The 22902-nt window shown below is 38.6% G+C and carries 20 protein-coding genes; 18 read left to right on the top strand and 2 right to left on the bottom strand.

The genetic code is table 11. The annotated features are described in order from the left end of the window. Window positions 1-213: 213 nt before the first annotated feature. The 15 genes from meaB to prmC all read left to right on the top strand — a co-directional run bounded on the left by meaB (window position 214) and on the right by prmC (window position 18929). On the top strand, window positions 214-1164 hold the full coding sequence (gene meaB / locus K332_RS0112440; RefSeq protein ID WP_026907747.1) for a methylmalonyl Co-A mutase-associated GTPase MeaB: 951 nt from the start codon (window positions 214-216) through the stop codon (window positions 1162-1164). Next, window positions 1151-1774 carry a TetR/AcrR family transcriptional regulator gene (locus K332_RS0112435; RefSeq protein ID WP_026907746.1) on the top strand — a complete coding sequence of 208 codons (624 nt, stop codon included), beginning with the start codon at window positions 1151-1153 and terminating at the stop codon, window positions 1772-1774. Before meaB ends, K332_RS0112435 begins: the two co-directional genes overlap by 14 nt. A 299-nt stretch (window positions 1775-2073) precedes the next feature. After that, complete coding sequence (gene icmF / locus K332_RS0112430; RefSeq protein ID WP_026907745.1) at window positions 2074-5319, top strand: fused isobutyryl-CoA mutase/GTPase IcmF; 3246 nt, start codon at window positions 2074-2076, stop codon at window positions 5317-5319. Between the two features lie 350 nt (window positions 5320-5669). Beyond that, window positions 5670-6221: a DNA-directed RNA polymerase subunit delta gene (gene rpoE / locus K332_RS0112425; RefSeq protein WP_026907744.1), complete on the top strand. Its 552-nt coding sequence runs from the start codon at window positions 5670-5672 to the stop codon at window positions 6219-6221. Window positions 6222-6818: 597 nt separating this feature from the next. Continuing rightward, a complete protein-coding gene (locus K332_RS0112420; RefSeq protein ID WP_026907743.1) occupies window positions 6819-8429 on the top strand; it encodes a CTP synthase in 1611 nt (536 codons plus the stop codon). 257 nt (window positions 8430-8686) lie between these two features. Next, complete coding sequence (locus tag K332_RS0112415; RefSeq protein ID WP_026907742.1) at window positions 8687-9049, top strand: response regulator; 363 nt, start codon at window positions 8687-8689, stop codon at window positions 9047-9049. Window positions 9050-9172: 123 nt separating this feature from the next. Further along, window positions 9173-10027 carry a class II fructose-bisphosphate aldolase gene (locus tag K332_RS0112410; protein ID WP_026907741.1) on the top strand — a complete coding sequence of 285 codons (855 nt, stop codon included), beginning with the start codon at window positions 9173-9175 and terminating at the stop codon, window positions 10025-10027. Window positions 10028-10133: 106 nt separating this feature from the next. Continuing rightward, the gene (gene fsa, locus K332_RS0112405) at window positions 10134-10781 is read left to right on the top strand and encodes a fructose-6-phosphate aldolase (protein ID WP_026907740.1); all 648 of its coding nucleotides are present in this window, start codon (window positions 10134-10136) and stop codon (window positions 10779-10781) included. A 179-nt stretch (window positions 10782-10960) separates the two neighbouring features. Beyond that, window positions 10961-12247 carry a UDP-N-acetylglucosamine 1-carboxyvinyltransferase gene (locus K332_RS0112400; protein ID WP_026907739.1) on the top strand — a complete coding sequence of 429 codons (1287 nt, stop codon included), beginning with the start codon at window positions 10961-10963 and terminating at the stop codon, window positions 12245-12247. A 161-nt stretch (window positions 12248-12408) separates the two neighbouring features. After that, on the top strand, window positions 12409-13380 hold the full coding sequence (glpX, locus tag K332_RS0112395; protein WP_026907738.1) for a class II fructose-bisphosphatase: 972 nt from the start codon (window positions 12409-12411) through the stop codon (window positions 13378-13380). Window positions 13381-13894: 514 nt separating this feature from the next. Beyond that, window positions 13895-15175 (top strand): transcription termination factor Rho, encoded by a 1281-nt coding sequence (gene rho / locus K332_RS0112390; protein ID WP_026907737.1) that lies wholly within the window; start codon window positions 13895-13897, stop codon window positions 15173-15175. Between the two features lie 328 nt (window positions 15176-15503). Continuing rightward, complete coding sequence (locus tag K332_RS0112385) at window positions 15504-15749, top strand: type B 50S ribosomal protein L31 (RefSeq protein WP_026907736.1); 246 nt, start codon at window positions 15504-15506, stop codon at window positions 15747-15749. A gap of 200 nt (window positions 15750-15949) precedes the next feature. Further along, window positions 15950-16570: a thymidine kinase gene (locus K332_RS0112380; RefSeq protein WP_026907735.1), complete on the top strand. Its 621-nt coding sequence runs from the start codon at window positions 15950-15952 to the stop codon at window positions 16568-16570. Window positions 16571-17005: 435 nt separating this feature from the next. Next, window positions 17006-18076 carry a peptide chain release factor 1 gene (gene prfA / locus K332_RS0112375; protein ID WP_026907734.1) on the top strand — a complete coding sequence of 357 codons (1071 nt, stop codon included), beginning with the start codon at window positions 17006-17008 and terminating at the stop codon, window positions 18074-18076. 1 nt (window position 18077) lies between these two features. After that, window positions 18078-18929: a peptide chain release factor N(5)-glutamine methyltransferase gene (prmC, locus tag K332_RS0112370; protein ID WP_026907733.1), complete on the top strand. Its 852-nt coding sequence runs from the start codon at window positions 18078-18080 to the stop codon at window positions 18927-18929. A gap of 69 nt (window positions 18930-18998) precedes the next feature. Here prmC and K332_RS0112365 read toward each other — a convergent pair whose 3' ends face one another. Together K332_RS0112365 and K332_RS0112360 are read right to left on the bottom strand one after the other, a co-directional pair. After that, window positions 18999-19805 (bottom strand): pentapeptide repeat-containing protein, encoded by an 807-nt coding sequence (locus K332_RS0112365; protein ID WP_026907732.1) that lies wholly within the window; start codon window positions 19803-19805, stop codon window positions 18999-19001. Between the two features lie 104 nt (window positions 19806-19909). Next, window positions 19910-20302 (bottom strand): hypothetical protein, encoded by a 393-nt coding sequence (locus K332_RS0112360; RefSeq protein ID WP_026907731.1) that lies wholly within the window; start codon window positions 20300-20302, stop codon window positions 19910-19912. 99 nt (window positions 20303-20401) lie between these two features. On the opposite strand from K332_RS0112360, the gene spoIIR reads away from it, so the two are divergent. From spoIIR to K332_RS0112345, 3 genes are all read left to right on the top strand, one after another. Continuing rightward, the gene (gene spoIIR / locus K332_RS0112355; protein ID WP_026907730.1) at window positions 20402-21001 is read left to right on the top strand and encodes a stage II sporulation protein R; all 600 of its coding nucleotides are present in this window, start codon (window positions 20402-20404) and stop codon (window positions 20999-21001) included. A gap of 78 nt (window positions 21002-21079) precedes the next feature. Next, window positions 21080-21481 (top strand): GNAT family N-acetyltransferase, encoded by a 402-nt coding sequence (locus tag K332_RS0112350; RefSeq protein WP_026907729.1) that lies wholly within the window; start codon window positions 21080-21082, stop codon window positions 21479-21481. 224 nt (window positions 21482-21705) lie between these two features. Further along, window positions 21706-22740: an L-threonylcarbamoyladenylate synthase gene (locus tag K332_RS0112345; RefSeq protein WP_026907728.1), complete on the top strand. Its 1035-nt coding sequence runs from the start codon at window positions 21706-21708 to the stop codon at window positions 22738-22740. Window positions 22741-22902: the final 162 nt, after the last annotated feature.

Raw genomic sequence — 22902 nt, 5'->3', positions numbered from 1 at the left:
GAACATTTTACGTGACATAGCAACGATTCTTGCCACAACCTCTGATGTTCAGTTGTCAAGGGACACCTTGTAAGTATATTTCACAACACAAACAAATGTTCGTAAATACAAAAGGGCGATTCACCTCCGACCTACTCATTGGGCAAAAGCCCTTCGTATTCCTTGAGGATGGGAGTCCTCTTGCCTAAAACTGATAGAAGGGGAGTCATTAGGATGCACCAGTTAGTGGAGCGGATTGCTAATAAGGATATTCGTGCCTTAGCAAGAGCAATTACGCTTGTAGAAAATGACCATGAAGATAAATTACAAATCATGCAAGATGCTTATTCTATCAAAAAGAATGGCATGATTATCGGGCTAACTGGTTCTCCTGGTGCCGGGAAAAGCTCGCTTGTAAACCGGCTGATTTCTCATATTCGGGCAGAGGGGAAGACGGTTGCAGTCATTGCTGTTGACCCTACCAGTCCATTTAGTGGAGGGGCACTCCTTGGTGACCGTGTTCGAATGAATGAGCATTTTACCGATGACGGTGTTTATATACGCAGTATGGCAACTAGAGGCAGTCTTGGCGGTCTTGCACGAGCAACTAAAGATGCCGTTCGAATTTGTGATGCATTTGGTTTTGACGTCATTATTGTGGAAACGGTCGGGGTTGGTCAATCGGAACTCGATATTATGAAAATCGTTGACACAACAGCGGTTGTACTAACACCTAACAGTGGAGATGTGCTCCAAATTTTTAAAGCTGGAATCATGGAAATTGCTGATTTGTATGTCATTAATAAAGCGGACCTACATGGTGTAGGGAAGCTTAGAGCTATGCTTAGGGAACTTGTTCACATTACCAAAACCGATCAACATGAAACAGCAATCGTTCGGACCATCACAACGGAAAACAAAGGAATCGATGAGCTGTGGGAAAAAATCAAAGTGCATCACCATTACTTATATAGCACATCCGAAGGGAAAAAGCGTCGAGACCAGCAAAGTGAGTTAGAAGTACTTGAATTAATCCGTGAAGAAATCTGGCGTGATGTCCATCAGTTTATTCAAGCGCATCCGAATTCTAATGATGAACAAAGAAACGGTGACCCGTATAAACAAGCCAGTGACTGGTATGAGAAATGGAAAAAAGAAGGGAGATGGACGAGTGTCGGGGAATAAGGTTCTATCTTCTGTTAAAGATGAGGAGTTAATTAAAAAAAGGCGCGACCAAATGATTAAAGGTGCCTTAACGTTATTTAAAGAAAAAGGATTTCATCGCACCACCACAAGAGAAATTGCTAAGGAATCTGGATTTAGTATTGGGACCCTTTATGAATATATCCGTACGAAGGAAGATGTGTTATATCTTGTCTGTGATTCCATCCATGGAGAAGTGAAAAAACGTCTAGAGGCCGTAGTTGAACTAAACCAACCCTCTACAGAGAACTTAGGAAATGTCATTACGTCCTTTTTCCGCTTAATGGATGAAATGCAGGAAGAGATTTTAATTTTATACCAAGAAGTCAAATCACTAAGTAAAGAAACAAGAAGCGCCATTCTCCAAAAAGAAAAGGAAATGGCAACCATGCTCGAAAAAGCAATCACAGCATCCCTACCAAATGCATTACCAAAACAAGACATCACCCTAATCGCCAACAACATCATGATCCAAGGTCACATGTGGGGCTTCCGCAGATGGATGCTACAAAAAGACATCACCCTAGAACAATACATCGAAAAACAACTACAATTCGCCTTCTCAGCAATGGGAATTAACGATTTAAATTAAATGGCAGTTTTTAAAAGTTGTTGATTTGTAAAAGGAAAGTAGATTTAGTTTTATCCTCGGAGCAGCCCGTATACACGGAGACTCCTTGAAAAAGAAGACCGCTTTTTCTGAGTGCGAGGTATCGCTTTCGAAGCCTTCCTTGTCCTATGGGAGGATAGGCATAGGTGAGACCCCGCAGCTCGGAACGAGCGAGGAGGCTCAACAGCCGCCTTAGGATGCGCGGAGTGTATACGAGCTGCGGACTACAGTATGACAACAAAGATTAAGAAACAGCTTAATTAAATTGGAGGTTTTGACAAATGGTACAACAAACAACACCATATAAAACAAAGCATCCAGTACGCTTTGTTACTGCATCAAGCCTTTTCGACGGCCATGATGCATCTATTAACATCATGCGCCGAATTCTACAAGCAAGTGGAGCTGAGGTCATTCATTTGGGCCATAACCGTTCCGTTGAAGAGGTGGTCCATGCAGCAATTCAGGAAGACGCACAAGGAATCGCCATATCTTCGTATCAAGGTGGGCATGTGGAATATTTTAAATACATGATTGATTTATTAAAAGAATTAGATGCAGAACATATCAAAGTATTTGGTGGGGGTGGTGGTGTAATTATCCCACGTGAAATAAAGGAACTGCACCAGTATGGTGTTTCCCGCATTTTCTCTCCTGACGATGGCCGGGAACTTGGCTTGCAAGGGATGATTAACTTCAAATTAGAGCAATGCGACTTTCTACCACCATTTGATTTGGAAAAACAACTGGAGAAATTGCAAACTGGTGACCGCCAAGCGATGGCGAGAATGATTACGTATGTGGAAAATGAAAAAGTTGCGGATTCAGAGAAACAGAAAGTATTAGAAGCTATTGGGAAAATAGTGAATCCAAGGATACCTGTTCTAGGTATTACTGGTACAGGTGGGGCAGGAAAGAGCTCATTAACCGATGAGTTAATTCGCCGTTTCTTGAATGAAATAGAGGATAAAAAAGTGGCCATAATTTCGATTGATCCAACGAAGCGGAAAACGGGTGGGGCACTTCTTGGAGATAGAATCCGTATGAATGCTATTTTTACAAATCGTGTTTATATGCGTTCACTCGCTACAAGGGATTCAAGAAGCGAATTATCTAAGGCAATCGAGGATGTTATCCAAGTTGTTCGTGCATCTGGCTATGATTTTATAGTGGTTGAAACAAGTGGGATTGGGCAAGGAGATGCCGCAATTACGGACATCACAGACCTTTCTATGTATGTGATGACATCAGAATTCGGTGCGCCAACACAGCTCGAAAAAATTGACATGATTGATTATGCTGATTTTATCGTGATAAATAAATTTGAACAAAAGGGCTCAGAGGATGCCTTGAATCAAGTACGAAAGCAATATGAGAGAAGTCATATGCTTTTCCATCACGATAAGAAAACATTCCCTGTATTTGGAACAATTGCAAGTCAATTCAATGACACAGGTACAAATGCTTTATTTGCAGCAATTATTGATAAGTTAAATGATAAATATGGTTGGGAAGAGCAAATAGACTTTGACCGTTTCACTATTTCTGAAAAGCAAAACCTAATCATCACAAATGAACGACGCCACTATTTACGTGAGATAGCTAGCCATGTTCGCAACTATCACAAGACAGCTTTAGAACAAAGTGGAGTTGCTAGAAAGATGTATCAGCTAAATGGTGCACTGGAACTAGTAGAAGATGAATCGGTAAAAAATACATTAAAATCGTCTTACACAACCTATGAAGCAACCCTTCATCCGAATGCGAAAAAATTATTAGAGTCATGGGATACATTGAAAGAGAGCTATACCGGAGACACCATGACGTTTAAGGTCCGTGACAGGGAAATTAAAATGGATTTAACAACAGAATCCTTAGCAGGCTTGAAGATTCCTAAGGTGGCTTTTCCGAAGTATATGGACTGGGGAGAAAGACTTCTTTGGCAACTAAAAGAAAATGTTCCAGGAGCATTTCCTTTTACCGCTGGAGTATTCCCGTTCAAGCGTAAAGGAGAAGATCCAACTCGTCAATTCGCGGGAGAAGGAACGCCAGAAAGAACGAATCGTCGTTTCCATTACCTTTCGAAAAATGATGATGCGAAACGTTTATCAACTGCCTTTGACTCCGTTACATTATATGGCGAGGATCCAGCATACCGTCCGGATATCTATGGAAAAGTTGGGGAGAGTGGGGTTAACGTCTGTACGCTAGACGATATGAAAAAGCTATATAATGGCTTTGATTTAATCAATCCATTAACCTCCGTATCCATGACAATTAACGGTCCAGCACCGATAATTTTAGCCATGTACTTTAACACGGCAATTGATCAGCAAGTTGAAAAGTTTGAACAAGAAAATAGTCGTAAGCCTTCTAATGAGGAGTACGAAAAAATTAAAGCGGATACACTAGCGGTTGTTCGTGGAACCGTTCAGGCTGATATTTTGAAAGAAGACCAAGGACAAAACACATGTATCTTCTCCACGGAGTTTGCACTACGAATGATGGGAGATATTCAAGAATACTTTATTAATAAAAGTGTAAGAAACTATTACTCTGTTTCCATTTCTGGCTATCATATTGCAGAGGCAGGGGCAAACCCAATTACACAGCTTGCATTTACCCTTGCAAACGGCTTTACGTATGTAGAGTATTATTTGAGTCGTGGAATGGATATTAATAAATTTGCACCGAATTTATCATTCTTCTTCTCGAACGGACTGGACCCAGAATACACCGTAATTGGTCGGGTCGCACGTCGTATTTGGGCAATTACGATGCGTGATAAATATGGAGCAAATGAACGTAGCCAAAAATTGAAGTATCATATCCAAACATCTGGCCGTTCATTACATGCGCAGGAAATTGACTTTAATGATATTCGCACAACATTACAAGCATTAATTGCGATTCAGGATAACACGAACTCGCTTCATACCAATGCATATGATGAGGCAATTACAACGCCAACAGAAGAATCTGTACGCCGTGCCATGGCAATTCAAATGATTATCAATCGGGAATTTGGATTAACAAAAAATGAGAATTCCTTACAAGGGTCCTTTATTGTGGATGAACTTACAGATCTTGTAGAGGAAGCAGTTTTACAGGAATTTGAACGTATGAATGATCGTGGTGGCGTGTTAGGTGCAATGGAAAGACAATATCAACGCGGCAAAATCCAAGAAGAATCGCTATATTATGAAGGGAAGAAACACTCTGGTGAGCTACCAATAATCGGGGTAAACACATACTTAAATCCTAATCCACCTTCAGAAGAAGAAATTGATTCTATGGAGTTAGCTCGAGCAACAATTGAAGAAAAAGAACATCAAATTCAAGAACTTAAAGCGTTCCAAGAAAAACACCAAGACCAAGTAGAACCAGCTCTAAAACGCCTAAAACAAGTAGCGGCATCCGGTGGAAATATCTTTGAAGAACTAATGGAAACCGTTAAAGTAGCCAGCCTAGGCCAAATCACAACAGCCCTATACGAAGTCGGTGGACAGTATAGAAGGAATATGTGATTCATGTCAATGTTATGTTAGGCTATTTAATAACAATGGGTTATTTTAGCATTGAAAATAATAGTAGCCGCCCGCGGAAAGCGAAGTATATCGGTCCGCGGGCATTATGTTTTTACCAAATAAAATGTCGAAAACGATATCTTTTTAAGATATCCGATAAACAAAGGAAATAAATTTGATAATTACTACATATTTTGTTTATAATGTATCATAGCTTTGAAAAACATACTTAAGGTTACCATCAAGAGTTATCTTACTTTAGTGGGATTCACTTTTTAAGTAGTTAGGAAAGTATAAAAACTTTTCGATGTTTAATAAACTCTAGATTAATCAAAAGGGAGTGCGGTATTGTGAGCTTGGATAATCTTAGCCGCGAGGAAATCGAAAGAATGTCAATGCTAGAATTGGCAAAAGAAGTATTATATGCAGAAACTAAAGCAATGGACTTTAGAGATATTTTCAATAAAGTTGCAGAACTAAAAGGTTTTACTGAACAACAAAAGGCAGACATGCTAGCACAATTCTACACAGACTTAAACGTAGATGGAAGATTCATTACCCTTGGTGCAAACATGTGGGGCTTAAAACGTTGGTATCCATTTGAACAAATGGATGAAGATATCCACAACGAACCGAAGAAGAAAAAGAAAAAATCTAAGAAGAAAAATGAAGATGATGATCTAGATCTTGACGATGATGATTTAGAACTTGACCTTGATGATGAAGATGATGATTTAGACGACGATGACTTCGACGACATTGACGAAGAAGACGATGAAGATTTTGAACTGGAAGATGACGACTTCGATGACTTCGACGAAGATGACGACGACGATGTTGAAGATGAACTAGAAGACCTTAACGAGATTGACGAAGAAGATCTAGACGACGACGAAAAATAAAACACAACTTGACTTTTTCATAACAGGTTTGTACAATATGTATTGGGCTCTTTAAAAATATTTAACCAAAGCGTTTCCCTTAAAAAGGGAGGCGCTTTTTGTGTTTTATACAAGCACATAACGGGAATCAATACCGTAGAAACAGAAAAGAAGAAAAAACACATCTTTTCTATTTAGGAAAATGATTTGATTTAGATATCAAATCATTTGTTAATTTTATTTAAGTTTTTTTGTTGAGTAAGGTATTATTATTTCCCTTTTGCACTGAGCGGCCCGAATACACGGAGACTCCTTGAAAAAGAAGTTCACTTTTTCTGCGTGCGATGTGTCGCTCCGAAGCATTCCTTGTCCTATGGGAGGATAGGCATAGGTGAGACCCCGCAGCTCTGAAAGAGCGAGGAGGCTCACCAGCCGCCCATGGAAAGCGGAGTGTATTCGGGCCGCGGATATGGCCGAAGAGTAATAATAAACTTAATAAACCACTGCGAAGTTTTAAAATTCTACGATTCCAAAACAAAATTAAGCACAAACTAAAACCAAACAGTGGTCGTACTTATTCTAAATTTTTTAATCATACACACAGAAAGAGGGATAATTGTGGCAAAATACATTTTCGTCACAGGTGGTGTCGTGTCATCACTAGGAAAAGGCATAACAGCAGCATCAATAGGAAGATTACTAAAAAACCGAGGATTAAAAGTTACCATTCAAAAATTTGATCCATATATAAACGTAGACCCAGGAACCATGAGTCCGTACCAACACGGAGAAGTGTTTGTAACAGATGATGGTGCGGAAACAGACCTAGACTTAGGCCATTACGAAAGATTTATTGATGAAAACTTAAATAAATACAGCAACATTACAACGGGAAAAGTTTACTCCAACGTAATACGTAAAGAACGTCGCGGTGACTACTTAGGTGGAACAGTGCAAGTTATCCCACATATAACCAATGAAATTAAGGATCAAGTTTTCCGAGCAAGTGAAGCAACACATGCAGATGTGGTAATCACAGAAATTGGTGGAACAGTAGGGGACATCGAATCCCTTCCATTCCTTGAAGCAATTCGCCAAGTGAAAAGTGATGTTGGTAAGAAAAATGTTATGTACGTTCATTGTACGTTAGTTCCATTTATTAAAGCAGCCGGAGAACTAAAAACAAAACCAACACAACATAGTGTAAAAGAATTACGCTCTTTAGGTATTCAACCAGATGCAGTAGTATTACGAACTGAGCATGAAATCAGCCAAGACATGAAAGATAAGATTGCTTTATTCTGTGATATTCGTGAAGAAGCAGTCATTGAAATGAGAGATGCTGCAAACTTATATGAAATTCCACTATTATTACAAGACCAGCATTTAGATCAAATCATTTGTGATCATTTTGAACTAGAAGTACCACAAGCAGAAATGACGGAATGGAAAGAACTAGTAGATCGTGTTACTCATTTATCGAAGACAGTTACTATTGGCTTAGTTGGGAAATATGTTGAACTACAAGATGCTTATATTTCTGTAGTAGAATCCTTAAAACATGCGGGATTCGCTTTCGATGCGGATATTAATGTTCGCTGGATTAATTCAGAAAAAATGGATGCTGCAACTATCCGTGAAAAGTTGTCTCAAGTTGATGGGGTAATCGTACCTGGTGGCTTCGGAGACCGTGGAATCGAAGGGAAAATTGAAGCTATTCGTTATGCCCGTGAAAATAACATTCCTTTCTTCGGAATCTGTTTAGGAATGCAGTTAGCAACGGTTGAATTTGCTCGTAATGTACTTGGATATAAAGATGCACACTCAGCAGAAATTAATCCAACTACAACACATCCAATTATTGATTTACTACCAGAACAAAAAGATGTAGAAGACCTAGGAGGAACACTTAGACTTGGTCTGTACCCATGTAAATTAAAAGAAGGTACAAAGACAAAAGCTGCATATGATGGTGCGGATATGGTAGAAGAACGTCACCGTCATCGTTATGAGTTTAATAACGAATACCGCGCAGAAATGGAAGCAAAAGGATTTATTTTCTCGGGAACTAGCCCAGATGGTCGCTTAGTAGAAACGATTGAAATCGAGAATCATCCATGGTTTGTAGCATGCCAATTCCATCCAGAATTTAAATCACGTCCAACAAGACCACAAAGCCTATTTAAAGGTTTTATTGGGGCAGCAGTAGAACAAAATAACCAGAAGTAAACATGAGATGTTAATAATAGTAGTACAATAGTCGCGAATTGTATCCGTAAGTGATACAATTCGCATTTTTTTTGATATATTCAATTTAGTGTTTATCCATAAGGACAATGGGGTATTAGTTAATGTCTTTAAAAATTGCATAATACCATGATTAGTTATTTCGTTATGCCGAAAATTTCCAATATAATCGTTCGCTAAAAAGAAGGGAATTTCGTGCTTTATATCGAATAATTAATTAAAAAGGGGGATGTTGTCGAATGAAGAGAGAAATATTAGTAGTTGATGACGAAATTGGAATCCGGCTTTTACTAGAAGAATTAATGGGGAGTGAAGGATTTAAAGTCCATACAGCTCAAAATGGAAAAGAAGCATTAGAAATAATAAACAAGCATACTATTGATTTAATGATGATAGATTATAAGCTTCCAGTAATGGATGGCATAGAAGTAATAAAACAATTAGAAAAAGAAAATAAAGCAATACCTACGATAATCATGAGTGGTTTAACAGAAAACTTTAAAGATAGTACATATGAATTAACAAGTGTAAAAAAAGTATTGTCCAAGCCATTTGATGTACTTGAGGTAAGAGAGTTTGTAAAACAATTACTGGCAGATTAGTTGGAATTTTTTTAAAAGACGACTTTGACTCGATTACCTTGCACGCATGGGTTTGACTTTGGTATTCTTATACTGAAGTTAACAAAATGATGGATTTCATCTATCATGAAGGAGGAAAATCGAATGCCATTAGTATCCATGAAAGACATGTTAAACAACGCAAAAGACAATGGCTATGCAGTAGGACAGTTCAATATAAATAATTTGGAGTACATACAAGCGATTTTGCAAGCAGCTGAAGAAGAAAAATCTCCTGTTATTTTAGGGGTTTCTGAAGGTGCTGGAAAATATATGGGTGGCTTCAAAGTAGTTGTAGCTATGGTAAAATCCTTAATGGAAGAGTACGGTACTACAGTTCCAGTAGCAATCCACTTAGACCATGGTTCAAGCTTTGAAAAATGTGCCCAAGCAATTCATGCAGGATTTACTTCTGTTATGATTGATGCTTCCCACTCACCAATTGATGAGAACATTGCCACAACACAGAAGGTTGTCGAATTAGCTCATTTCCACGGTGTATCTGTTGAGGCAGAAGTTGGTACTGTTGGTGGAGAAGAAGACGGCGTAATCGGTGGAATTAACTACGCAGACCCGAATGAATGTCTACGTATCGTTAAAGAAGCAGGAATTGACTGTCTTGCACCTGCGCTTGGTTCTGTTCATGGTCCATACCAAGGTGAACCAAACTTAGGATTTAAAGAGATGGAAGAAATTCTGAACCTTACACATGTTCCATTAGTACTTCACGGTGGTACTGGAATTCCAACAAAAGATATTCAAAAAGCTATTTCATTAGGTACAGCTAAAATTAATGTAAATACTGAAAACCAAATGGCGCAAGCAAAAGCTGTTCGCCAAGTATTAAATGAGAAAACAGAAGTTTATGATCCTCGTAAATACTTAGGACCAGGTACAGAAGCAATTAAACAAACTGTAATTGGTAAAATGCGTGAATTTGGTTCATCAAATAAAGCTTAATAATTTGTAAAAATAAGCCCTATCCATTTGGTCAAACTACGTATATGATAGTATGTAGAAATCTAAATAGACAGGGCTATTCCTGTAAAATAGGGAGGAAAACAAATTGAAATTCTTTATCGATACAGCAAACATTGATGAAATCCGTTCTGCTAACCAACTTGGTGTACTAGCAGGAGTGACAACCAATCCAAGCCTTGTAGCAAAAGAAGGCGTATCCTTTGTTGATCGTCTTAAAGAGATAACTGCAGAAGTTACAGAGGGATCTGTAAGTGCAGAAGTTATCGCAGAAGATGCTGAAGGAATGATTAAAGAAGGACTAGAGCTAGCGCAAATTGCACCCAATATCACCATAAAAGTACCAATGACACTGGAAGGATTGAAAGCGGTTAAAGCTTTTAGTGACAAAGGTATCAAAACAAATGTTACACTTATTTTTAATCCAAACCAAGCACTATTAGCTGCAAGAGCTGGAGCTACATATGTTTCACCATTCCTTGGTCGATTAGATGATATTGGCCATGATGGTATGCAGTTAGTTGCAACCATCGCTGAAATCTTTAATCGTCATGGGATTGAAACAGAAATTATTGCTGCAAGTATTAGACATCCAATGCATGTAACAGATGCAGCCCTAAATGGTGCACATATTGCGACAGTACCATTTAATGTACTAAGTCAGCTTGTGAAGCATCCATTAACAGACCAAGGAATCGAAAAGTTTCTTGCAGATTGGGCCAAAGTTAACCAATAAATTTTACCTAGTTCGACCAAACTAAGATTAGAATAACTAACATTCGTCCTTTAACGAATATGTTAGTTTTTCTATACATGCGGAAAGTTCTTATACTTTCCTATCTACTTAAAAAATGTGGAGGGTGTAAAAGGGACAAAACCTTTATATATCTCACCTCATAAAGCGGGGTTTTTGACGTGCAGAAAATGATAGTTGAGGGCGGTCATGTCTTAAATGGCAAAGTACGCATCAGTGGAGCGAAGAATTCAGCAGTAGCTCTCCTTCCAGCGGCCATTTTAGCGGATTCGGAAGTTACAATTGAAGGACTGCCAGAAATTTCGGATGTGTATACGCTAAGTGATTTGTTAGAAGAAATTGGTGGGAGTGTATCATGGGATGGACAAACGGTTCATATCAATCCAGAAAACATGATTTCCATGCCACTACCAAATGGGAAAGTTAAAAAACTAAGAGCATCCTATTACTTCATGGGTGCAATGCTTGGCAAATTTAACAAAGCAGTAATTGGTTTGCCGGGTGGTTGCTTCTTAGGGCCCCGACCGATTGATCAGCATATCAAGGGATTTGAAGCGTTAGGTGCTGAAGTAACCAATGAACAAGGTGCTATTTATCTTCGAGCAAAAGAACTAAGGGGTGCCCGTATTTATTTAGATGTGGTTAGTGTAGGTGCAACCATCAATATCATGCTTGCTGCAGTAAAGGCAAAAGGAAAAACCATCATAGAAAATGCAGCGAAAGAGCCTGAAATCATTGATGTCGCTACCTTATTAACGAATATGGGTGCAAAGATTAAGGGTGTTGGAACAGATGTCATTCGTATCGAAGGAGTACCTACTTTACATGGTTGCAGACACACCATTATACCAGATCGAATTGAAGCTGGTACCTACGCCATTGCAGCAGCTGCTGCGGGAAATGAAGTAATTATTGATAATGTGATCCCACAGCATTTAGAATCACTACTAGCTAAACTACGCGAAATGGGTGTCACCGTAGAAGACTCAGACGACCAACTATATATAGCATCAAGAAACCCTCTGAAAAGCGTGGACATAAAAACATTAGTCTATCCTGGTTTTCCAACCGATTTACAACAACCATTCACTAGTCTACTAACAAAAGCACATAATACTGGAGTGGTGACAGACACCATTTACTCAGCAAGACTTAAGCATATTGATGAGCTAAGAAGAATGAATGCCATCATTAAAGTAGAAGGTGGTTCCGTTATCGTATCAGGACCAGTACAATTACAAGGTGCACGAGTAAAAGCAAGTGATCTAAGGGCCGGTGCAGCACTTGTTATCGCAGGATTAATGGCCAATGGAATCACAGAAATAACCGGACTCGATCACATCGACCGAGGATACGAAAACCTAACAGAAAAGCTAACCACCCTCGGCGCTAACATATGGCGAGAAGACATGACTGAAACAGAAATCGTACAGTATCAGAATTCATAGGGTTCTTTATTTTTTATAAAGTGGTTTCTTTAATAATAAGAGATGATTTTTTAAATTAACCACGGACTCGGCAAGGAAGCTAGCAAATGAGCCATAACCTCACTTTTAGTAAATAAACCTTCTTGGGATGAGGCGCTATTTACTAAAAGGAGATGGAAAACATGGAAAGAAGTCTAACAATGGAAATCGTACGCGTAACAGAAGCAGCAGCATTAGCATCAGCCCGCTGGATGGGCAGAGGAATAAAAGAAGAAGCAGATGATGCCGCAACCACTGCCATGCGCGATGTTTTCGATACCATCCCGATGAGAGGAACAGTAGTAATCGGTGAAGGTGAAATGGACGAAGCACCAATGCTATACATCGGAGAAAAACTTGGAACAGGATCTGGCCCACTAGTTGACATAGCAGTAGACCCATTAGAGGGAACGAATATCGTTGCTAGTGGAACAACTAACGCACTAACCGTAATCGCAATTGGTGATCATGATAAAGTGCTACATGCACCAGATATGTACATGAAAAAAATAGCTGTTGGACGAGAAGCTGTAGGTAAAATTGATATAAATGCATCAACCATTGATAATTTAAAGGCTGTAGCAACAGCAAAAAACAAAGATATTGAAGATCTAGTCGTCATTTTGTTGGATCGTCCTCGTCACCAGAAATTAATTGAAGAGATTAGAGAAGCAGGAGCTAGAATTCGATTAATTCAAGATGGGGATGTAGCAGCAGCAATTAATACGGCTTTTGATGATACGGGTATTGATTTGTTTATGGGAATCGGTGGTGCCCCTGAAGGTGTTATAGCCGCTATTGCGTTAAAATGCTTAGGTGGTGAAATGCAAGGCCAACTTGTTCCATCAAATGATGAGGAAATTGCACGTTGTCAAAAAATGGGGATTACAGATATTCATAAGGTCTTTTATATGGATGATTTCTGCAGTGGCGATGATGCCATCTTTGCTGCAACTGGTGTAACAGATGGTGAATTATTACGAGGTGTCCAATTTAAAGGTACAAAAGCAAAGACGCAAACCGTTGTTATGCGTGCTAAAAGCGGAACAGTTCGCTTTATCGATGGAGAACATAGCTTAAAGAAAAAACCAAATTTAGTGATGCAACCTGAATAAACATAATTGGAAAGCATTGGATAAATCAGACCAATGTTTTCCAATTACCTCGAACTTATACTATGTTTGGGAAGTATAGTAAAATTCGTAGAAACCGGAAGATGTAAGAATACCTGACCCATAGTACTATCCTACTTAAATCTCCCTACAATATAGTGACATTTTCCTTAACGCAAAAAAACTATTGAATAATCTAGTTAAAACGTTTAATATTGTAAATGTTTAAGATAGGTGTTGTTTGGTTACTATACAAGATAAAAAGAAAAATATCGAATGACAGTCTCAAAAGTTCAGAGGAGAGACACAAAACTTCTATTCTAGCTTCTATTTATTTTCTTCCCTTCTTCACAGTTTCACATCTAAGAAGCAAACATTCATTTAATAATCAGATATACCTTATCAAGGATTAATTCAGAGCTCTAAAGAATCATCATAATGCACATGTATAAATTACATAAACATTAGTGTTTCTATCAAAATAGTAAATATGTATACGAATAGGCGTGATAATTTTATGGCAGAACTAACATTAAGTAAACTACAGGAACTAACGTTAAAAGAGATTTATGCATTAGCAAGAGAATATAAAGTGTCTTACTATGCAAAATTAACGAAGAAAGAACTTATTTTTTCAATTTTAAAAGCACAAGCAGAAAAAGATGGCTTTTTATTCATGGATGGCGTATTAGAAATTATTCCATCTGAAGGATTTGGTTTCTTAAGACCAATTAACTACTCACCGAGTGCAGAGGATATATATATTTCAGCGTCTCAAATACGTAGATTTGACCTACGTAATGGGGATAAAGTTTCCGGTAAAGTTCGTCCTCCTAAGGAAAACGAACGTTACTACGGATTATTACATGTTGATGCAGTTAACGGTGAAGATCCAGACTCATCAAAAGAAAGAGTACACTTCCCAGCATTAACGGCATTATATCCAGATCGTCTAATGAAGCTTGAAACAACACCAAACAAGCTATCCACAAGAATAATGGATTTAATGGCACCGGTAGGCTTTGGTCAACGTGGGTTAATCGTTGCACCTCCAAAAGCAGGTAAAACAATGCTACTTAAGGAAATTGCAAATAGCATTACAGTAAACCATCCAGAAGCAAAACTAATCATTCTTTTAGTGGATGAGAGACCAGAGGAAGTAACAGATATTGAGCGCTCAGTTAGCCCAGATGTAGATGTAGTTAGCTCTACATTTGATGAAGTACCAGAAAACCATATCAAGGTTTCTGAGCTTGTATTAGAACGCGCAATGCGCTTAGTAGAGCATAAACGCGATGTTATTGTATTAATGGACAGTATCACGAGACTTGCTCGTGCATACAACTTAGTAATCCCACCAAGTGGACGTACACTTTCAGGTGGTATTGACCCAGCGGCATTCCACCGTCCAAAACGATTCTTCGGTGCAGCACGAAATATTGAAGAGGGTGGAAGCTTCACCATCTTAGCGACGGCACTTGTTGATACTGGATCACGTATGGATGATGTTATTTATGAGGAATTCAAAGGTACAGGTAATATGGAATTGCATCTAGACAGAAACCTAGCTAACCGTAGAATTTTCCCTGCGATTGATATTTTACGCTCTGGAACACGTAAAGAAGAGCTATTGGTTAATAAAGGCCAACTAGATAAAATGTGGGCAATTCGTAAAACCATGCAGGATTCTCCGGACTTCTTAGAGCGTTTCCTAAGAAAACTAAAAGCATCAGAAAGTAATGACGGATTTTTACAAAAAGTGGAAGAAGAAATGCAGCGTAAACGTACAGGAAAATAGACAAACTAGAATTAATCGTAGTTTACACTCGCGAAATTTTTATTAACCTATTGCAAACAGATGCGCATATTGTTATAATTTTTTAGTGAGTTTAGAAAAGGTTTATACCTAACTCGGCTCTTAATGAGAGTTCAAATAGGAGGATAAAAAGGACCGAGTAATTCGAGGCGGCGTAGATTTGAGGACCGGAATGTACATAAATAAGGTACATGAGGACCGGAAAATCAAGCCAACAAAGAAGTGCGAAGTGTCATTTTTACCGGACGTTTTGAACATCCTCTAAAATAACTCTGTTTCCAAAGGATTCAGGGCAGAAGGAGTGAATGTCATGAAAGAAGGAATCCATCCAGAATACAAAAAAGTTGTATTTCTAGATACTAGTTCTGACTTCAAATTCTTAAGCGGATCAACTAAATCTTCAAACGAAACAATTGAGTGGGAAGATGGTAACACATACCCATTAATTCGTGTTGAAATTAGTTCAGAATCACACCCATTCTACACTGGTAAGCAAAAAGCTGACACTGTTGGTGGACGTGTAGATCGCTTCAAGAAGAAATATAATTTGAAATAAGACTGGCAAATTCACTATTCTTAGTGAATCACCGAATAATACAATTTTTGGGTGAGTTTACTCATGCCGAGAGAAACAGGCAAATCAACTATGCTTTGCCTGTTTTTTATTTAATTTATTCACATACTAACTAATAATATTGAACGTATACATGTATTCACATATAAAAACCTAGTAGAAACGAAGGGAGATCCCAGAACATGTATGTTATGAAGCAAAGCGGCTGGCTAGAAGTAATCTGTGGCAGCATGTTTTCAGGTAAATCCGAAGAACTTATCCGAAGAGTACGCAGAGCAACCTACGCAAACCAAAAAATTCAAGTATTCAAACCAGCAATAGACAATCGGTACGATGATGTGGCAGTTGTTTCACACAATGGGACATCCGTAATGGCAACACCAGTTAGTTCATCGGCAGAAATCTTGGACAACCTGGAAAGTAATGTGGAAATTGTCGGTATCGATGAAGCACAATTCTTCGATGAAGACATTACCCATGTAGCAGAGGAACTAGCAGACCGCGGCATTCGTGTTATCGCTGCTGGACTAGATCGAGACTTCCGTGGTGAACCATTCGGACCAATGCCAGAATTAATGGCCCTTGCTGAATCTGTAACGAAATTAAATGCTATTTGTCCAATCTGCGGATCTCCCGCAAGTCGCACACAACGTCTTATTAATGGACAACCAGCATCATACAATGACCCAATCATCATGGTCGGCGCATCTGAATCCTACGAACCAAGATGCCGTCACCACCACGAAGTCCCAAACCGCCCGATTGGTGCGGGAATGCGGAAATTGATGAATGTTAGTAAATGATAGTATAGAGTAGCCTTTTAGGAGGGTGCTCTTTTTATTTGGGTTTTATCCAAAACTGGAGGCCCAGAGCAACCTTTTAGCTTTTCCTTTAAAATGAACGTTTCTAAAGGACAGAGTTATTGTTTTTTCATAAACATAGTCTATTAAACCGGTTCTAAAGGACAGGGATTCCAGTTTTTCATAAACTTAGTCTTTTAAAGCCATTAAAAAGACAGAGTTACTGCTCTCCCGGTGGTTATTAACTGCGTATTATCCCTTTTAGACAAAAGTTACTTATTTTTTGTCAAAAAACCATCAAAACGTCAAAGCGAAGTTAATAAATTTCTGAAAAGGTTCCCATACCCCAGTGGCAAAATCGTATTCGCTAAAAAGAATTTTGACCTCATCCCTTCTGTATACTATAATTAGAATGTTAATCTGAGTGAGGTGACCGTGATGTTAGATCGATTGCAAACGTTAGAAGATCGTTATAATAAATTGAATGAATTATTAAGTGATCCGGAAGTTATTAGTAATACGAATAAATTACGTGAGTATTCTAAGGAACAGTCTGGACTTGAGGATGTTGTGCAGGCATACCGTGAGTATAAAGATGTGAATGAGCAGTTAAAAGATGCGAAGGAAATGCTCGAAGATGATTTGGATAAAGAAATGCAAGATATGGTGAAAGCCGAAATTTCCGAGCTTGCTAAATCAAAAGAAGAGTTAGAAGAGAAAATGAAAATTCTTCTTTTACCAAAAGACCCGAATGATGATAAGGACGTGTTCGTGGAAATTCGTGGAGCGGCAGGTGGAGACGAAGCGGCGTTATTTGCTGGGGATCTTTATCGGATGTACACACGTTTCGTAGAGAGCCAGGGATGGAAGACAGAAGTAATGGACGCACATTCAACAGGTGTTGGTGGATATAAAGAAATCATTTTCATGGTAAAAGGAAATGGTGCGTATTCCAAGTTGAAATATGAAAATGGTGCCCATCGTGTACAACGTGTTCCTGAAACGGAATCAGGTGGCCGTATCCATACTTCGACTGCAACTGTTGCAGTATTGCCAGAGGCGGAAGAAGTTGAAGTTGAACTTCATGATAAAGATATTCGTGTGGATTTATTTGCATCAAGTGGACCAGGTGGGCAAAGTGTAAACACGACTATGTCAGCTGTACGCTTGACACACTTACCAACTGGAATCGTTGTTTCGATGCAGGATGAAAAATCACAAATTAAAAACAAAGAAAAAGCGATGAAAATTCTTCGTGCTCGTGTGTATGATAAATTCCAACAAGAAGCACAAGCAGAATACGATGAACATCGTAAATCAGCGGTTGGAACAGGGGATCGTTCGGAACGTATTCGAACATACAACTTCCCGCAAAACCGTGTAACCGATCACCGTATTGGTCTTACTATTCAAAAACTAGACCAGATTCTAGAAGGTAAGATTAGTGAAGTAATTGATGCATTAATAATGGAAGAACAAGCTAAAAAATTAGAGCAAATTGGTGAATAAGATGGTTCAAAAACAATACGAAGTCCTTCAATGGGCTTCTCTTTTTTTAGAAGAAAATAATAGAGAAACAAGAGTCGCTGACCTATTATTACAGCATCATCTAGGAGTATCGAGGACACAGTTCTTTGCCCAAATGCGTGATGAAATTCCAGAGCATATAGTGGATAATTTTCGTAAAGATATTGAAAAACATGTGGACACTGGAGTGCCAATTCAACATCTAATGGGATATGAAGCGTTTTATGGAAGAAATTTTTCCGTTAACCCACATGTTTTAATCCCGCGTCCAGAGACAGAGGAACTTGTTCAACATGTGATAGACCATGCGTCTAAACATAATCCAATAACTATTGTGGATATTGGTACAGGTAGTGGAATCATCGCCATCACCCTTGCTTTGGAATTACCGAATGCAAAAGTATATGCCATTGATATTTCAGGCGAAGCACTGGAAACTGCGAAGAAAAATGCGGAAAACTTGCAAGCGGAAATTACGTTTTTACAAGGGGATTTTCTTTCTCCTTTACTTGAGCAAAATATAAAAGCGGATATTGTGGTTTCCAATCCCCCATACATTTCGGAAGAGGAAAGACCGGAACTTTCTGATACAGTAGTAAATCATGACCCAGAGCTGGCCTTATTTGCTGATGATAATGGGCTAGCAGCTTACAAAAAAATTACCAAACAGCTTCCGGGTGTAATTAAATCTGGTGGGACTGTGGCATTTGAAATTGGATATTTGCAAGGAGATGCTGTTAAAGCATTATTACAGGAAAAGTTTCCTGAAAGTAATGTAACTATTTTGCAGGACATTAGTGGGAAAGATAGGATTGTTTTTGCGACCGAACTATAAGGGATTGGACAAAAAGCCAATCCTTTATAGTTTTTCATTTATGTTCAGTATCGGCGACATAAACTAATTTTAGTTTAACCAATGTTTGGGTTTAATTAGGTAACTAGGTAACCTAGTGTGAACATTTCCTTTGGTAGAATTAACCTGGGACTGCGTTAAAAAGAGACAATCAGTTAAGTCTGCACCACTAATGTCCGCATCTCTTAAGTCTGCGCCGATAAAATCAACTTTTCTTAAATCGGCATTCCTCAAGTCTGCAGCAATCAACAGTAGACCTCTAAAATTTCTACCTTGTAAGTGAGTCCCTTTTAAACGAGCGCCGATACAATCCTTTCCCTTTTTCGAATTAGTACCGTTATGAATAAAGTCTTTGCGAAACAGTTCACTTGTTTTCAGTAGTAAATCATTAACAATACTTCGATGAGATGCTATATCAAGATTTATTATTTCATCAGGCGTTTTTTTCGTAAATGCTAATGTATTTTCATAGACTAACTGCAAGTCAGGGTGTAATGAAATTGTTTCCTTTAAACTCAGCGCCTGACTTATATACCAGAGCATTTCATAAAGCTGTTGTACCAAAGGAAACACTGTAAACATAATCTTTGATTGTTCTGGGTTGTCTCGCCAATCTTGGCCTTCGAAGATTACTTGCGAGACATGTTGTCCTGCGCCAAAACATTCATAAGAGACACATCCTCGAAATCCTTCTGACCTTAACTTATTGTGGATACTACATTGATTGTTTGAGCATAAATTTCGACATGGCTCACCATCATCTTTATCAAATGGAAAGTCGGCTGATTTTGCATATGGCAATGCCACACAGCATAAGGCGAAGCAATTTTTACAATCAGATTTTAAGTAATCTTCCATTTAATTATCCACTCCCTATGATTTTGATTTCCGAAACGTAACCTAGATTCTTGCACTTTCTCCAGCTTCTACCTATAAAGTCACGACACAGGAAAATGTTCTAATTAAAGATCTAAATAAATATCCGTTAATCGATGTCTAATGACCAACTGTGCCTTTCTAGCCTCATCTTCTAATCCTTTTAAGTCTTCGGATTGTTCTTTCCAAGATAACAAAACTTCCTCTTCAAGCATTTTAATCTCATTTTCAATCCACTTCGAATGGTGTTGATAAAATTCCTTAGCAACAGATTCATCTTGGTATTCCTCTGGTAGAGAAAAATTTAAATTTCGAAACCATTGTTGAAACAGTTCATCACCATCGCGTTTTAGTCGATTCTCTAACATCGAAAGTAATTCATCGATAACCTTTGGGTCAAAGCTTTCCGTTACCATCCTATACTTGATAGCATGAATAGTAACTGGAGGCTGTTGACGACGGAAAAGTCTCTTAAGCATAATAATTCCTCCTTTATTTTTAAATTACTAGATTGCTAGTTTAAAAACTTTAAGGCGTGTCCATACTATGACTAATTCAGTAACTGGGGGATGGGGACGATGAAGAAACTAGCATTTATTCTAATTATTCTTATTATGATAGCACTTTCCTTACCAATCAAGGGGCAAGGTGATGAAAATAATTTTGATGATTATCAAGTAATTCCAGATGATGCAATTCGCTTAAGGATTTTGGCGAACAGCGACAACGAGGCGGACCAGCAAATTAAACATGTAGTTCGTGATAAAGTAAATGAGCAAATTACTGAATGGGTAGCAGAAATTACTGATATTGAGGAAGCAAGGAAGTTGTTAGAAAGCAGAATACCAGAGATTAACGAGATTGTGAAGCAGACGCTTGCAGAGGAAGGGGAAAATCGCGACTTTGATGTGGAATACAATGATAGTGTAAGTTTTCCAACAAAAATATACGGCTCTTATTTATATCCAGCAGGCGAGTATGAGGCAATTTTAATTACGATTGGCGAAGGAGATGGCTCCAATTGGTGGTGTGTACTTTTTCCGCCGTTATGTTTCTTGGACTTTGCCAAGGGAATTAGTGTAGCATCGGCAAGTCCAGGAGGATTTGAAGAAGAAGCACAACAAGATGAAGGCTTGAAGATAAAGTTTTTTCTATTTGAATGGCTTGGTTTGTCATAGAATATAGTACCCTTGCATAAAATGCTAGAAAAGCGAGATTCTAAATTAGGTATTCTACTAAAAACAGGGGTGTGAAAGATGAGATTATTGATTGCAAGAGAAGTGGCAGAGGATAAAATTACGGAGTTTTTAAACACGACAGATCAAGTCGATCGAAAAAGCCTATTACAGGATGGATATGTTGTTGAAATTGGTGACGCGATAAAAGGATGCTTTGTGCTTTCAACTGTAGAAGATGATGTATTTTGGTTAAAGCAGCTCTATATCTCAAAGGAAGCTGCACAAAGCTTACCAGTATTACTTGAATTGATTATCGTATTAGCGAAGTCAAAGGAAGCAAAGAAGGTTTATGTGCATAGTCACCAGCCAGTTGTGGACATTCTGCTTGGAGCATTACAATTCCATCCACAAAAAGAAGCGCTGAATGTGAATAATTTACGTCAGAAACAAGGAAATTGGTGGGCATACGAGGTTTCATAAAGGATTATACACATAATCCACAAGTGCTTGTGAATAAGTTGTGAGAAAACTGTCGATAAATCAAAAAACAGTGGATAAACTGTTTGAAAGCGTAATGAAATAAACGTTTGTTTGGAAAATCTGTGGATAAGTTGCAGATTTTCCTTTTGATTCTGTTGATAACTATATATTTTGCGAAACATTCTCCATTCCGATAAAATGAGGAAAGAAAAGAGGTAGTAGGAATGGTAGAAACGAAAAGATGGAATGTGACAAAGACCGGTACAACAAATGAAATGATAATAATAGAAGCTGCACAATTATTGAAAGCAGGAGAAACAGTGGCTTTTCCGACTGAAACAGTTTATGGACTTGGGGCGGATGCAACCAATATGGATGCTGTGGTAAAAATTTTCCAAGCAAAAGGTCGTCCACAAGATAATCCACTAATTGCACATGTTGCTACTAAAGAGCAGCTATACCAACTAGTGGAAAATGTTCCTAGTTATGTGGAAAAACTAATAGACGCGTTTTCCCCAGGCCCGATTACATATGTCTTACCTTCAAATGGGACTTGTGCGGATAATGTAACAGCTGGCTTATCAACAGTGGGAGTGCGTATCCCAAGTCATCCTGTAGCACTCAAACTATTAAAGACTTGTAATATACCAATTGCAGCGCCAAGTGCAAATCTTTCAGGAAAACCAAGTCCCACAACAGCTGATCATGTGTGGGAAGATTTGAACGGAAGAATTGCAGGAATTGTGGATGGCGGCCCTACAGGTGTAGGATTGGAATCAACGGTGTTAGACTGTACACAGGATATCCCCATTATCCTAAGACCGGGTGGAATTTCCATAGAGGAACTGGAAGACGTTGTTGGAAAAGTTATGGTCGATCCAGCGCTCCAAGATGCAGATGCAACTGAAAAGCCCAAGGCGCCAGGAATGAAATATACCCACTATGCCCCAGAAGTTCCTATGTGGTTAATCGAAGGGGAAAGTGAGAAAATACAGGCAATGTATGACAAACTAGCAGCAGAAGGAAAACGTGTTGGTGTTCTAGCAAATCGAAATACATTAGAAAAATTGAATGTTGCTGAAAAGATTTCCCTTGGTGAATCACTAGAAGATGTAGCAGCCAATTTATATCTCGGCCTACGAAAATTTAAACAAGCGGATGTGGATATTATTCTTTGTGAGACCTATCCAGAAATCGGAATTGGACTTGCGGTAATGAATCGCTTGCGGAAAGCAGCTACTCGATATATTGAGAATTAACTTGAGAGGTGACTACGGTTGCCTCTTTATTTTATTGTAGAACTTGCGGTAAAGCATTGGCTGTAGCGTGGGGATATCAGCCGAATTTGAGAAACATCGGCCAAGATGCGGAGATATCAGCCGAATTTGAGAAACATCGGCCGATATGCGGAGATATCAGCC

This window comes from Paucisalibacillus globulus DSM 18846 (genome assembly GCF_000482485.1).
GTDB classification, from domain to species: domain Bacteria; phylum Bacillota; class Bacilli; order Bacillales; family Amphibacillaceae; genus Ornithinibacillus; species Ornithinibacillus globulus.
This window is presented reverse-complemented; position numbering and strand designations above follow the sequence as displayed.